12 protein-coding genes are annotated in these 14,061 nt (G+C 40.2%); 11 read left to right on the plus strand and 1 reads right to left on the minus strand.

Annotated features, from left to right (window positions below; all coding sequences use genetic code 11):
• Nucleotides 1-12: 12 nt before the first annotated feature.
• The 7 genes from QFZ28_RS05650 (at nucleotide 13) to QFZ28_RS05680 (ending at nucleotide 7,824) form a co-directional block, all read left to right on the plus strand.
• The gene (locus QFZ28_RS05650) at nucleotides 13-900 is read left to right on the plus strand and encodes a carbohydrate ABC transporter permease (RefSeq protein ID WP_307193740.1); all 888 of its coding nucleotides are present in this window, start codon (nucleotides 13-15) and stop codon (nucleotides 898-900) included.
• 22 nt (nucleotides 901-922) lie between these two features.
• On the plus strand, nucleotides 923-2,542 hold the full coding sequence (locus QFZ28_RS05655; RefSeq protein ID WP_307193741.1) for an ABC transporter substrate-binding protein: 1,620 nt from the start codon (nucleotides 923-925) through the stop codon (nucleotides 2,540-2,542).
• An 89-nt stretch (nucleotides 2,543-2,631) separates the two neighbouring features.
• The gene (locus tag QFZ28_RS05660; RefSeq protein WP_307193742.1) at nucleotides 2,632-4,101 is read left to right on the plus strand and encodes a glycoside hydrolase family 32 protein; all 1,470 of its coding nucleotides are present in this window, start codon (nucleotides 2,632-2,634) and stop codon (nucleotides 4,099-4,101) included.
• A gap of 55 nt (nucleotides 4,102-4,156) precedes the next feature.
• Nucleotides 4,157-5,122 carry a carbohydrate kinase family protein gene (locus QFZ28_RS05665; RefSeq protein ID WP_307196956.1) on the plus strand — a complete coding sequence of 322 codons (966 nt, stop codon included), beginning with the start codon at nucleotides 4,157-4,159 and terminating at the stop codon, nucleotides 5,120-5,122.
• Between the two features lie 821 nt (nucleotides 5,123-5,943).
• Nucleotides 5,944-6,162 carry a hypothetical protein gene (locus QFZ28_RS05670; RefSeq protein WP_307193743.1) on the plus strand — a complete coding sequence of 73 codons (219 nt, stop codon included), beginning with the start codon at nucleotides 5,944-5,946 and terminating at the stop codon, nucleotides 6,160-6,162.
• Nucleotides 6,163-6,301: 139 nt separating this feature from the next.
• Nucleotides 6,302-6,811, plus strand: coding sequence for a DoxX family membrane protein (locus QFZ28_RS05675; RefSeq protein WP_307193744.1), 510 nt, complete (start codon nucleotides 6,302-6,304; stop codon nucleotides 6,809-6,811).
• 236 nt (nucleotides 6,812-7,047) lie between these two features.
• Nucleotides 7,048-7,824 carry an aminoglycoside phosphotransferase family protein gene (locus QFZ28_RS05680; protein ID WP_307196957.1) on the plus strand — a complete coding sequence of 259 codons (777 nt, stop codon included), beginning with the start codon at nucleotides 7,048-7,050 and terminating at the stop codon, nucleotides 7,822-7,824.
• Between the two features lie 61 nt (nucleotides 7,825-7,885).
• Here the strand turns inward: QFZ28_RS05680 and QFZ28_RS05685 are convergent, their stop codons facing one another.
• Nucleotides 7,886-9,577 (minus strand): L-lactate permease, encoded by a 1,692-nt coding sequence (locus QFZ28_RS05685; RefSeq protein ID WP_307193745.1) that lies wholly within the window; start codon nucleotides 9,575-9,577, stop codon nucleotides 7,886-7,888.
• 335 nt (nucleotides 9,578-9,912) lie between these two features.
• Between QFZ28_RS05685 and QFZ28_RS05690 the strand changes: the two genes are divergently transcribed.
• From QFZ28_RS05690 to QFZ28_RS05705, 4 genes are all read left to right on the plus strand, one after another.
• Complete coding sequence (locus tag QFZ28_RS05690) at nucleotides 9,913-10,635, plus strand: FadR/GntR family transcriptional regulator (RefSeq protein ID WP_307193746.1); 723 nt, start codon at nucleotides 9,913-9,915, stop codon at nucleotides 10,633-10,635.
• A gap of 219 nt (nucleotides 10,636-10,854) precedes the next feature.
• A complete protein-coding gene (locus tag QFZ28_RS05695) occupies nucleotides 10,855-11,574 on the plus strand; it encodes a (Fe-S)-binding protein (protein ID WP_307193747.1) in 720 nt (239 codons plus the stop codon).
• A gap of 45 nt (nucleotides 11,575-11,619) precedes the next feature.
• A complete protein-coding gene (locus tag QFZ28_RS05700) occupies nucleotides 11,620-13,047 on the plus strand; it encodes a LutB/LldF family L-lactate oxidation iron-sulfur protein (protein WP_307193748.1) in 1,428 nt (475 codons plus the stop codon).
• Complete coding sequence (locus tag QFZ28_RS05705) at nucleotides 13,047-13,763, plus strand: LutC/YkgG family protein (RefSeq protein WP_307193749.1); 717 nt, start codon at nucleotides 13,047-13,049, stop codon at nucleotides 13,761-13,763. The genes QFZ28_RS05700 and QFZ28_RS05705 overlap by 1 nt, the downstream gene beginning before the upstream one ends.
• Nucleotides 13,764-14,061: the final 298 nt, after the last annotated feature.

Raw genomic sequence — 14,061 nt, forward strand, 5'->3', positions numbered from 1 at the left:
AGGAGGAAAAGTATGAACAACCAAATCAAACATCCAAAGGGCGACCGAGTTCTTCTTTTGACCAATAATATTCTACTAACAATTATCGTCCTTGCCATAGTAGGGCCACTATTATATGTCTTTTTATCGTCTTTCCTAGAACCGAATGCAATCATTCGAAAAGGACTATCGTTAAATGCCTCTGATTGGTCATTAGAAGGTTATACGCGTCTCTTTACGGATGACACCATTGTGAGAGGATTTATAAATTCACTTCTTTATTCAACTGGATTTACGATTGTGACCGTTCTCGTTTGTCTCTTTGCCGGATACACGTTATCCGTAGAAGGCTTAGTTGGAAAAAAAGTATTTATGGTTTTCTTCCTATTTACCATGTTTTTTGGAGGAGGATTAATCCCGACTTATTTTGTTATTCGTGATTTAGGGATGCTGAATACGATTTGGGCGATTATCCTGCCTGGTGCTGTTAATGTCTGGTTTATTATTCTTGCCAGAACTTATTTTAAAGCGGTTCCAAATGAGCTGAAGGAGGCTGCGCGAATCGATGGCGCCTCCGATTTAAAAATCTTTTTTAAAATCATTTTACCTTTATCGAAACCGATTATCTTTGTACTAGCTTTATATGCCTTCATTGGACAATGGAACGCCTACTTCGATGCGATGATATACCTGGATGATCGAGAATTACATCCGCTGCAATTAGTATTACGTTCGATTCTGATACAAAACGAAGTACAACCTGGAATGGTTGCGGATGTAGAGGCAAGGAACGAGCTCATGAGGATTTCAGAGATGATCCGCTATTCATCGATTGTCATTGCAAGTTTACCGTTATTGATTATGTACCCATTCTTCCAAAAGTATTTTGAAAAGGGAGTAATGGTTGGTTCACTAAAATAATAAAAAAAAGTGAGGGTTTATGATGAAAAAAAGAATGCTTACAATGGCTTCAGCGCTGCTGCTTTCAGGGTCTTTACTTCTAACTGGCTGTACCAGTAAAAGCGGCGGCAGCGAAAGTTTCTCTTCTAAGGATTATGGGCTAAAGGATGTAACCTTCCCATTGAAAGAGGAAAAAACCTTAAAGATTATGACATCGAGTTCACCATTAGCACCAGAGGATCCAAATGAGAAGTTAATTTTTCAACGCTTAGAAGATCAAACGGGTGTAAAAATTGATTGGAGAAACTATACAACGGATATCTTTAATGAAAAAAGAAATTTAGCGATTGCTAGTGGTGAATTACCAGATGCTATTTTAAATGCAGGTTTTAGTGATTATGAATTACTGAAGCATGCGAAGGATGGTGTTATTGTTCCTGTTGAAGATATGATTCAATATATGCCGAACTTACAAGCTGTCCTTGAAAAAGCACCTCAGTATAAATCAATGATGACGGCTCCTGATGGACATATCTATGCTTTCCCATGGATAGAGGAGCTAGGTGAAGGCAAAGAAAGTATTCACTCTGTTGACGCCTTCCCTTGGATTAATATGGAATGGTTAAATAAACTAGGGTTAGAAGTTCCAAAAACAACAGAAGAGTTAAAGCAAGTATTACTTGCGTTTAAAACCCAGGATCCAAATGGTAATGGTGAAGCGGACGAGATCCCAATGTCATTCATCATTAATGATGGCGGACAGGATCCACATTCATTATTCGGTGCATTTGGCCTAGGCGATAACTGGGATTTCACGGTTGTCACCAATGATGGAGAAGTAAAACTTACAGCGGCTGATGAAAGCTATAAAAAGGCCATTAGCTGGTTCAACGATTTATACAATGAAGGATTAATCGATATCGAAGCATTTGAGCATGATTGGAACACGTATCTTGCAAAAGGCAGAGACAAAAAATATGGTTTGTACTTCACATGGGATAAAGGGAATATCACTGGCATGGGCGATGATTACGATCTGTTAGCTCCATTAAAAGGTCCAGAGGGACATCAAAATGTTGCGAGAACAAATGGAATGGGCTTTGACCGCTCACGCTTAGTGGTAACATCAGCAAATAAAAACATTGAATTAACAGCAAAGTGGATTGACCAGCTTTATGATCCATCTCAATCCGTTCAAAATAACTGGGGCACGTATGGGGATGAAAAGCAACAAAATATCTTTGAAATGGATGAGGCAACAAAAATGTTAAAACACCTTCCTTTAGAAGGTACTGCACCAGTTGAATTGAGAGAAAAAACATCTGTCGGCGGACCGTTAGCCATCTTAGATAGCTACTATGGTACTGTGACAACGAAACCAGAAGACGCTGCTTGGAGATTGAACTTAATGAAAGAAGTTATGGTTCCTTACATGGAGGCAGATAATATTTACCCACGTGTATTCTTCTCGCTAGAGGACCTAGATCGACTTTCTGTTATCGAAACGGATATGTTTGCTTATATTAAGCGAAAACGTGCGGAATGGATTGCAAATGGCGGAGTTGAAAAAGAATGGAATGATTATCTAGCTGAATTAGATCGACTTGGTCTACAAGAGTGGCTGGATATTAAGCAAAAAGGTTACGATCGAAATCAGGAATAGTACCCGGAAATTAGTCTGAGGCTGTACAAGTGCATTGGCAAATGTACAGCCTTTTTTACTAACTTAATAGAAAGAAGGAGCGATAAAAAATGACACAAACCTATAAAGAGCAGTATCGTCCACAATTTCACTTTTCACCGGAAGAAAAGTGGATGAATGATCCGAATGGAATGGTCTTTTTTAATGATGAATATCATTTGTTGTATCAATACCATCCATTTGGAACAACATGGGGACCAATGCATTGGGGACATGCGGTAAGTAAGGACTTGATTCATTGGGAGCACCTGCCAATTGCCTTATATCCGGATGAAATTGGTGCCATTTTTTCAGGGAGCGCAGTCGTCGATTGGAAGAATACCACAGGCTTTTTTGAAAAAGATCAACCAGGATTGGTTGCGATTTATACCAGTGCCGGCACTTACCCTGATTCTGATAGACCGCTTCAGCAACAAAGCTTAGCTTATAGTAAGGACAATGGAAGAACGTGGGTGAAGTTTAAAGGCAATCCTGTCCTTTCAGACGTGAACATTACCGATTACCGTGACCCTAAAGTTTTTTGGCATGAAGAGACAAATAAATGGGTGATGGTGCTGGCTACGGGCCAAACGATTACGATTTATACTTCCTATAACTTAAAAGAGTGGGAGTTTGCCAGTGAATTTGGACATACTGCCGGTTCACATGATGGCGTATGGGAATGCCCTGACTTATTCAAACTACCAGTAGTTGGCGGACAAGAAAAGTGGGTAATGATTGTTAGTATCGGTGATAACGGCCAATCAGCAGAAGGTTCAAGAACACAATATTTTATCGGCCAGTTTGATGGGTCGACTTTTGTGAATGACCATGACGATTCGACGATTCTTTGGTTAGATTTCGGCCGGGATAATTATGCAGGTGTGAGCTGGTCCGATATCCAAGATGGAAGACGTATTTATCTTGGCTGGATGAGTAACTGGCGCTATGCGAATCAAGTCCCAACTGAAGCGTGGAGAAGCGCAATGACGTTACCAAGAGAATTATCCTTAGCTACCACTGAGGCTGGCATCCGTTTATTCCAAATACCAGTTGCTGAGGTTAGTAAGATTAGAAAAGGAACGGAATCATATCAAAAAATATCAGTTGAAACAGGAAACGGTGTTTCAATCCCGTTAGCTCATTCTTTAATGGAAATAACGATTGAGTTTGAAAAAGAAAGTTCAAGCCAATTTGGATTAATCATACGGCACTCTGAGGAAGAAAAAACCGTAATTGGTTATAATGCAGTAGAAGAAAAGCTATTTGTTGACCGTACACAATCTGGAGAACATAGCTTTTCGACGTCCTTCGCAGCGGTACAAGAAGCACCGTTAAAGTTGGAGGATCAAAGGTTGAAACTCCAGTTGTTTTTAGACACTTCCTCCATTGAGGTATTTGCAAACAATGGTGAGGCTGCTATTACAAGCTTAATTTTTCCGTCTGAAACTGGGCAAGAACTCATATTATTTTCAAACGAAGGAACTACAAATATGCTGGAATTAAACGTAACAGAACTTGATTCCATTTGGAGCAAGTAAGTTAAGTATGGAAGCTCTAATCGTTCAATTGGTTAGAGCTTTATTTTATAAAAGGATGGTGTTTGGTTTGAGTTCATCAATTATATGCATGGGTGAATTATTAATCGATTTTTTCTGTACCGATGTGGACATTAACTTAGTAGAAGGACAAAATTTTCAAAAACAAGCTGGGGGAGCACCGGCTAATGTCTGTGCGACGATTGCGAAATTAGGAGGTACAGCTCTTTTTAGTGGAAAGGTTGGGAATGACCCATTTGGGCAATTTCTAAAGAAGACTCTTGAGGACGCCCATGTCGATACATCAATGGTCGTATTCGATGATTTACACCCAACCACATTGGCCTTTGTATCCTTACAGGCAAATGGCGAAAGAGATTTTGTATTTAATCGCGGAGCTGACGCCTTTTTAGTCGAGGAAGAAATTGATATTGATAAGCTAAATGAGGCCGCAATCCATCATTTTGGCTCTGCCACTGCATTATTAAGCGATCCCTTTCAATCCACTTATTTTCATGTAATGCGTAATGCAAAGGAAAAAGGAAAATTTATTTCATTTGATCCTAATTACCGAAAAGATCTATGGAAAAACAGAATTCCAGAATTTATCGACTTGGCAAAGAAAGGGATCGCCTTAGCTGATTTTGTAAAAGTGAGTGATGAGGAGCTCAAACTGATTGCAGGAATCAATAACTTGGCTGAGGGAACAAATTCTCTTCATGAATTAGGAGCAAAAATAGTCGCTGTAACATTAGGGAGTGAGGGAACGTATCTGTCAAATGGGCAAAATAGCGAAATGGTTCCAAGTGTAAAAATAAAATCCATTGACTCCACTGGTGCTGGTGACGCCTTTGTTGGTGCAACCTTATACCAATTGGCAAAAGATAACCCCGAGATAGAAGACTTTGAAAAACTAAAAGAAATTATTTATTTTAGTAATAAAGTAGGTGCCTTGGTATGTACTAAGGTAGGAGCAATTACTGCAATACCAACGATAGAAGACGTTTTAACTCGATTTTCCTGATATCCACATTTGTTGTTCAAACTTGATTCGTACCCCCTCGAATTGTCTTTTTTAATTGAAGGTAATCAGCATTGCGGGTATCATAACCCAGATATCTACAACGTAAACGGAAGGTAGATTGGCAATTCAATCCCTTGGATTAAGGACAAATCCTTTAGTCGGAGCCGTGGGATTAGCCCTCAATCCCCCAGCTTAAGGACAAATCTTTCTGGTCGTAGTATGCGATTAGTCCTCAATCCCCCGACTTGAGGACAAATCTTTCTGGTCGTAGTATGCGATTAGTCCTCAATCCCCCGACTTGAGGACAAATCTTTCTGGTCGTAGTATGCGGTTAGTCCTCAATCCCCCGGCTTGAGGACAAATCTTTCTGGTCGTAGTATGCGATTAGTCCTCAATCCCCCGGCTTGAGGACAAATCTTTCTGGCCGCAGTATGCGATTAGTCCTCAATCCCCCGGCTTGAGGACAAATCTTTCTGGTCGTAGTATGCGGTTAGTCCTCAATCCCCCGGCTTGAGGACAAATCTTTCTGGTCGTAGTATGCGATTAGTCCTCAATCCCCTGGCTTGAGGACAAATCTTTCTGGTCGAGTATGCGATTAGTCCTCAATCCCCCGGCTTGAGGACAAATCTTTCTGGTCGCAGTATGCGATTAGTCCTCAATCCCCTGGCTTGAGGACAAATCTTTCTGGTCGCAGTATGCGATTAGTCCTCAATCCCCCGGCTTGAGGACAAATCCTTATAGGAGGAGCGTCCGATCGTCCCCAATCCCCCGGATTAAGTGGTTCAAAAGGATTTACACAAACAAATATCGGTTTAGGGCTTATGTTAGGGTGTTTAACAACAACTGCAATTTTCTTCGGTCTAGTGATGAACTTCAGCTTCTTCTTAGCAAGAACTATATCTCATAATCCAACAGACATTTTGTTAGGCTTCATCATCTTAACTGCAGGTTTCAACGCAGGTAAATTCGGTTTAGACTACCGGGTAGTATCATTCATTAACAAAACTGTTAGAAAAAGCAAAGCAAAAGCAACAGTCTAAAAAGTGCAGGGTTATTCAAACTTCTGTCAAATCATTTTGAACATATTGTGAAACTGTTCACATAACGATGTTTTTAAAGTTAGAAACCGAGTATAGTGTAAATATAAAGAACAAACAAAATTGAAAGGCGGAATGACTTATGTTTATCAACTTTTTAAGAGAAAATAAAATCTCTGCGGCTATTATAACTATTATTCGTTTATACCTTGGCTACGCGTGGTTCACAGCAGGTTTTGGAAAATTAATGGGCGGCTTCGACGCTGCTGGTTTCTTGAAAAATGCGGTAGCGAATCCGGTTAAAGGGCCAGATGGTAATATGGTTTACGGCTGGTACGTTAACTTTTTAGAAAGCTTTGCACTGCCTAACATCGATTTGTTCAACTTCATCGTTCCTTGGGGCGAAACATTAATCGGTTTAGGACTTATGCTTGGATGTTTAACAACAGCAGCAATGTTCTTTGGTTTAGTAATGAACTTTAGCTTTTTCTTGGCAGGAACCGTTTCACATAACCCAACAGACATTTTCTTAGGCTTCATCATCTTAACGGCAGGTTACAACGCAGGCAGATACGGCTTAGACCGCTGGGTCGTTCCATTTATTCGTAAAACAACTAAAACTACTACTTCAAAACATAAAGCAGCAGCCTAACTAGTAGGCGCAAAAAGACGATTCGCTCCCCCCGAATCGTCTTTTTGTGTTAAAAAAAGGAATTGAGCGGGGACATGTTGAATTGATAATTCTGGTAATTGTAAAAATAAGGAGAAATTAACTATGAGTATTTCTAGTGAATTTAAGAAAAAAATCACCAATGCTTTTGGCCCCGCTGGAAAGGCGAGATAGATTCTTTAGAGCACAGAGTCGAGACGTATCTACAAAAATGGGAGCTGACCAGTAAAGGACCTGTTGATAATCTTTCATATAATTTTGTTTTAAAAGTTACCGATTCAAATGGAACTCCATTGATGTTAAAACTGGGTGTTCCAAACTTTGACACCAGAAATGAGATGGTCACGCTTCACGCCTATAGTGGAGAAGGGTGTGCCAAGATTTTGAAGTCTGACCCTGAAAATGGCGTAATGCTGCTGGAACGACTCATCCCTGGGACAATGCTTTCAGCTGAACGTGATGAAATGGTTGTGTTAGAGAATTACATAAAAGTTTGGAAGGCAATTCGCAGACCTGTACCAGATGGAACCTCAACGCCATCGCTCACCCACTGGTTTGAGGGGTTATCCCGCTACCGAAACACCGGTGAGGGTCCTATCTCATTGGAGCATGTTGAGTTAGCAGAGAAGTTTTTTCAAGAGGTAATGGAAACATCAGAAGGACCCCAGCTGCTTCACGGCGACCTGCACCATGAAAATATTCTTTATTCGGAACATAAGGGCTGGATGGCGATTGACCCTAAAGGTGTCGCTGGAGACCCCTATTTTGATGTGATTTCTTTTTTAATCAATCAATTAGAGTCAAAGCCTGATCCAAAAAGCATTCTTAAGCTTCGTGTCGATACAATCAGCGAACAGATAGGACTAGACCGCCAGCGACTGCTAAAAGCTGCCATTGCACTAGGAACACTCTACGCATGCTGGGGTGTAGAAGATTTAGCCGATTGGGAAACAACCTATCAATGTGTGAAATGGTTTATTGAATTTCTCGACTAGTTAATAGAAAAGCTTACTTAAAACGAAAAAGCTCTCTCCAATGGCGGAGAGAGCTTTACTGTTAAGGAATCATCCACGATAATACATTGCTTTGCAGGAATGTAATGATTGCGACAAGCAGTAATAAGAAAAGACTATGCTTAACGGTAAAGCGGAATAAATCAGATTCTTTCCCTGCTAGTCCAACTGCGGCACAAGCAACGGCAATGGATTGCGGAGAAATCATTTTACCTGTTACGCCGCCAGATGCGTTAGCGGAAAGTGCCAATACAGGATCCATTCCAATCGATGTTGCTGTAACTTGCTGAAGCTTTGCAAACAACAGGTTTGCGGATGTATCTGATCCTGTTATAAATACGCCAATCCATCCTAGGAATGGAGAGAAGAATGGGAAGAGTGCCCCAGTTTTTGCTAAGACCATTCCAAGAGTCGTGCTCATTCCGGATGCGTTTGTTACATAAGCATATCCTACAACAGATGCAATTGTTAGGATTGGATATTTTAGTTCGTTCAATGTTTCACCGAATGTGATGGCAAAATCACGCCAAGAGATTTGGACAATAAATTTCGTAACGATGGCCGCTAAAAGAATCGCAGTCCCAGCTGCTCCTAAAATTTCAAGCTTGTAAATAGCAGGAATTGGTGCACCTGAAGCACCAATGATTTTGTTATGAAGCCAAGGAACTTCAGGTACAAACGTGAGCGCATGACCAATGGTATTTATTGCTTTTAGAATAGCATTTGTTCCTTCATAATGACCAGTTAAAGCTAATTTAATAGTTGGAATACCCCACAGAGAAATAAATCCTGTCAAAATTAAGAATGGTGACCATGCTTTAAAAATTTGACCGGCAGTGAATGTACTATTACTAGGAATTGAAGCGTTCGCAGCCAATGTTGCAGCCATTTCCTGTTCGGCAGAAAAACGATAAATCGTTTTTGGCCGCCAAAATTTCATGAAGATAGCTAAGGCAAATAGTGATACTAAAGCAGAAAGAACATCTGGCAATTCAGGCCCTAAGAAGTTAGAAGATAAATATTGTGTAACAGCAAAAGTCAGACCAGAAACTAAGATTGCTGGCATTACTTCAAAGGCCTTTTTAAAGCCAGCCATAATCACAATTAGATAAAAAGGAATAAAAACGGATAGGAACGGAAGCTGACGGCCAACCATTTTAGAAATTTCCGTAGCAGGAATGCCTGTTGGACCTTCCATCGCAATAATCGGAATACCAATTGCACCAAAGGCAACTGGAGCTGTGTTTGCGATTAAACAAAGACCCGCTGCATATAAAGGGTTAAATCCAAGGCCAACTAATAAGGCTGCCGAGATAGCAACCGGTGCACCAAATCCAGCGGCACCTTCAAGAAAGGCTCCAAAAGAGAAGGCAACGAGTAAAGCTTGAATGCGTCGATCCTCTGTAATCGATAAGACAGAACTGCGAATAATATTAAATTGTCCGGTTTTCACGGTCAGTTTATAAAGAAAAACAGATGTAATGATAATCCAGCCGATTGGCAATACACCATAAACAGCTCCTTGGGTGGCTGACATAACAGCCGTCACAGCAGGCATTTTAAAGGCGAATACAGCAAGTACTAAAGCAAGAAGTAAAGTGGTAAGCCCGGCTATATAACCCTTCATTCTTTTTATGGCCAAGGCCCAGAAGAAATATAGAATTGGTATCAGTGCAACGATAGCAGTTAAAGCAAGATTGTCACCAACGACTGTAAAGTTTTGTGTGAATGTCAAAGTCTCTTCCCCCTATAATAAAAATGGTAAATCCCCTAAAAAACATATCCCCCTTAAAAAGTAATCGTTTTCAAATTTTTAGATAACATGATGATAAGGTCATCAGATGACCTGCACAATCAAATTATATTTTGTGAATATAAAAAATTCAATACTTTTAATAAAATTATTTCCATGCTGTAAAAGCATAATAAAAGAGTGAGTTCGAAAATTTTACTGTATAATAAGGGTATATTTCCTTACTAATTAGGGATAAATCTTTGTAGTTAGACAGTTGTCTATTACCAGGCGCCTTGCACATTTTATGTATAAAGGGATTAATGAGGTGGAAATAGTTGGAATATAAACGGATAAAACCGAAAAAAATATATGAGGAAGTTGCAGAAACGTTGCATGAAATGATTCGAACCGGACAATTAAAGCCCGGCGATCGGCTTGATTCCGTTCAGCAGCTATCCGAAAATTTTCAAGTAGGACGATCTGCGATAAGAGAGGCATTGTCCGCCTTAAAGGCGATGGGACTTGTTGAAATGAAGCAGGGTGAGGGTACTTTTGTAAAGGGTTTTGAAGCTAAGCAGATTACCTTTCCATTATCAACAGCCATCCTTATGAATAAAGAGGATGTAGCTCATTTATTAGAGGTCAGAAAAATAATTGAAACGGGAGCAGCGATTGCAGCTGCCCGAAATCGCGATGCTAGTGATTTACAAGCGATGTCTCAAGCTCTAAAAGAAATGAAACAGGTTAAAGGGGACGAGGAATTAGGAGAGAAAGCTGATTATACGTTTCATCAGGCTTTATCAGCTGCCTCTCAAAACCCGCTTTTATCTAAGCTCTTGGAGCATGTTTCTGGGCTAATGGTGGAAACAATGAAGGAAACACGTCGGCTATGGCTGTTTTCAAAACAGACATCGATTGAAAAGCTTTATGAAGAGCATCTTGCAATATATAACGCGATTGAAGAACAAAACGAAGAAAAGGCAAGACAGGCGATGCTCTTACACCTGGAGAATGTGGAAGAGATTCTAAGAAAATATTTTGAAGAAACCGGCAGCTAAATAAAAAAGGTCCAAAAGGGAAAAATTGTCTTTCTAGCAGACACTTTTTTCCTTTTTTATATTTTTTATGAAACCTCTTTCAAAAAATGGATTGTTTGTAGTAGTATAAACATTGTGAATAAACATTCTAAAAGTTGGTCATCAGATGACCTGCTCACCAATATGGATGTTACATCCAAAATTCGTAATAAAAAATTACCTATTAGGGGGTTGGGGAAAATGAAAGTAACTCTTTTTGTTACTTGTTTAGTAGATATGTTTCAAGGGGATGTTGGAAAGGCAACAGTGGAGGTTTTGGAACGACTTGGATGTGAAATAGAATTCCCGGAATCACAGGTATGCTGCGGGCAGCCAGCCTATAACAGCGGTTATGTAAAAGAATCGAAAGAGGCAATGAAAAGAATGATTAAGACGTTTGAACATGCAGAATACGTTGTAGCGCCATCAGGCTCTTGTGCCTACATGTTTACAGAATATCCACACGTTTTTAAAGGTGATCCAGTTTGGGAGCTAAAAGCAAAAGCACTTGCTAATAAAACCTATGAATTAACTGAATTTATTGTCGAAGTTTTAAAAGTAGAAGACGTTGGAGCCAAGCTAGAGGGGAAAGCAACCTTCCACACTTCTTGTCATATGACAAGGCTGCTGGGGGTAAAAGAAGCCCCTATGAAATTATTAAGCAATGTAGAAGGGCTGCAGGTTACAGAACTTCCCGAGAAAGAGAAATGCTGTGGATTTGGCGGTACTTTTTCTGTGAAAATGGCACAAATATCAGAGCAGATGGTAGATGAAAAAGTTCAACATGTAGAAGAAACTCAGGCAGACATTTTAATTGGCGCTGATGCAGGCTGTTTATTGAATATAGGTGGGCGGATTGACAGAAAAGGCAAACCAATTAAAGTTATGCACATTGCAGAGGTACTTAACAGTCAATTATAAACAAATAGACTACAAGATTAACAAGTAAGAAAAGGGGGATCACATATGGCAATGAAAATAAGCTCTGAAAAGTTCACTAACCGTGTTGATAAAGGTTTGAATGATACCTTTATGCGCGGTGCGGTTTCAAGTGCACAAGAACGTTTCCAAACTCGTCGTCTTACCGCTGCAGAAGAACTGGGGAACTGGGAGGATTGGCGTTCACACGGGGAAGAAATCCGCCAGCATGTTCTTGAAAATCTAGACTATTATTTATACCAATTAAGCGAGAATGTTTCAAATAGAGGAGGGCATGTCTTCTTCGCCCAAACGGCTGAAGAGGCAAGGGAATATATTCAACGTGTTGCCCAAAAGAAAAACGCTAAAAAAATCGTAAAAGCAAAATCAATGGTAACGGAAGAAATCAATTTAAATGCCGCCCTTGAGGAAGTTGGGTGTGAGGTGATTGAAACGGACCTGGGGGAATACATCCTGCAAGTGGATGACCATGAACCTCCATCCCACATTGTTGTTCCTGCCCTGCACAAAAATAAAGAGCAAATCCGTGATGTTTTTAAAGAAAAGCAAGGATATCAGCAGACAGAAAAACCAGAAGAGCTTGCTTTACATGCACGTGAAAAACTGCGTCAAGAATATTTGACCGCTGATATCGGGATAACAGGATGTAACTTTGCTATTGCTGAAACAGGTTCCATTACCCTGGTAACAAACGAGGGGAATGCAGACTTGGTTTGCGCCCTGCCAAAAACACAAATTACGGTGATGGGGATGGAGAGACTTGCTCCAACTTTTGAAGAGATGGAAGTTCTCGTTAGTTTATTGACAAGAAGTGCAGTAGGACAAAAGCTGACAAGCTATATCACCGTATTATCAGGTCCAAGAGATGAAGGAGATGTTGACGGGCCGGAAGAGTTTCATCTTGTGATTGTGGATAATGGAAGGTCGGAAATTCTTGGCGGAGAGTTCCAATCCGTTTTACAGTGTATTCGCTGTGCGGCCTGTATAAATGTTTGTCCTGTGTATCGACATGTTGGAGGACACTCATATGGATCCATTTATTCCGGTCCTATCGGTGCTGTTTTATCACCATTATTAGGCGGTTATGATGACTATAAAGAACTGCCTTATGCTTCTACCTTATGCGGTGCCTGCACAGAAGCGTGTCCGGTAAAAATTCCATTACATGAGCTTCTTCACAAACATCGCCAGGTAATCGTCGAAAAGGAAGGTCGAGCTCCTATTTCTGAAAAGCTTTTAATGAAAGCGTTCGGTATCGGTGCCGCGTCACCGACTCTTTATAAGTTCGGTTCAAAACTTGCACCAACAGCGATGTCACCATTTAAAAATGGCGATAAAATATCAAACGGACCAGGACCTTTAAAAGCTTGGACAGAAGCTAGAGAGTTCCCGGCACCAACTAAAGAAAGATTCCGCGATTGGTTTACAAATCGTCCAAAGGGAGGAGATCAGTAATGACTGGAACCATACAAAACCGTGATTCCTTTTTAGGTCAAATTGCTAATCGTTTAGGTCGTGATAGAATAACGCACTTGGAAAGACCAAAGTGGAATTATAATCCCCAGGATGAAGTGTTAAAAGATGCAAACCAGGATGAATTATTGGAGGTTCTAAAACAGCAATGTAAAAATATTCATACTGAAATTGTGATTACTGATACAGGGAAGCTGTCTGATTCTTTGAAACAAGTGGTCAATAAGTATGGTGGAGGATTGGTTACAGCTTGGAAGGATGAACGCTTCGATCAATTCGGTCTAACAAACCTTATGCAGGAAGAATGGCCGCAAGAAGGGATCGATCTTCATGTTTGGGATTATACAAAAGGTGAAGAAAATATTAATATCGCTGAGCATGCTAATGTAGGAATTACCATTAGTGATATTACGTTAGCAGAGTCTGGAACGGCCGTGCTTTTTAGCAGCAAGGATAAAGGAAGAACAGTTAGCTTCTTACCAACAAATTCTGTAATCATCATTCCGAAAAGCAGTATCGTTCCCCGAATGACACAGGCTGCACGTATCATCAGGGAAAAAGTAAAAAATGGAGAACAAGTTGCATCTTGCATCAACTTTATCACTGGACCCAGCAACTCAGCAGACATCGAAATGATCCTGGTTGTCGGTGTTCATGGACCGATTAAAGCAACCTATATTGTTGTGGAAGATATTTAGAAAAATGCTTGCCATAAAAGCTAGAGGACCTTACCGGTTGAGGAATCTAGTTAAGCACCTGAGTTGCTAAATAAGCGGAGAAATTCCGCTTATTTAGCAATTAGTATAAAAAAAGGCTTAAATAGACGGAGATATTCCGCCTATTGGCTCGGAAAATTCGAAAATGTGGGATTTTTCTTTGATTAAGCGGAAAACCTCCGCTTAATTTCCCCGAAAAGAGCTCCATTCTGCATTTAACCGGAAATTCTCCGCTTATTTTATTTTTGCTGGTTACTCGATTCTAAATAAATACAGAATG

It is taken from the genome of Neobacillus niacini, from assembly GCF_030817695.1.
GTDB lineage: Bacteria > Bacillota > Bacilli > Bacillales > Cytobacillaceae > Neobacillus > Neobacillus niacini_F.

What these genes read in the sequence shown, in the direction of transcription:
- QFZ28_RS05650 (WP_307193740.1), top strand. Translation starts at nt 13, where the DNA reads ATGAACAACCAAATCAAACATCCAAAGGGCGACCGAGTTCTTCTTTTG.
- QFZ28_RS05655 (WP_307193741.1), top strand. Translation starts at nt 923, where the DNA reads ATGAAAAAAAGAATGCTTACAATGGCTTCAGCGCTGCTGCTTTCAGGG.
- QFZ28_RS05660 (WP_307193742.1), top strand. Translation starts at nt 2,632, where the DNA reads ATGACACAAACCTATAAAGAGCAGTATCGTCCACAATTTCACTTTTCA.
- QFZ28_RS05665 (WP_307196956.1), top strand. Translation starts at nt 4,157, where the DNA reads ATGGTGTTTGGTTTGAGTTCATCAATTATATGCATGGGTGAATTATTA.
- QFZ28_RS05670 (WP_307193743.1), top strand. Translation starts at nt 5,944, where the DNA reads ATGTTAGGGTGTTTAACAACAACTGCAATTTTCTTCGGTCTAGTGATG.
- QFZ28_RS05675 (WP_307193744.1), top strand. Translation starts at nt 6,302, where the DNA reads ATGTTTATCAACTTTTTAAGAGAAAATAAAATCTCTGCGGCTATTATA.
- QFZ28_RS05695 (WP_307193747.1), top strand. Translation starts at nt 10,855, where the DNA reads ATGAAAGTAACTCTTTTTGTTACTTGTTTAGTAGATATGTTTCAAGGG.
- QFZ28_RS05700 (WP_307193748.1), top strand. Translation starts at nt 11,620, where the DNA reads ATGGCAATGAAAATAAGCTCTGAAAAGTTCACTAACCGTGTTGATAAA.
- QFZ28_RS05705 (WP_307193749.1), top strand. Translation starts at nt 13,047, where the DNA reads ATGACTGGAACCATACAAAACCGTGATTCCTTTTTAGGTCAAATTGCT.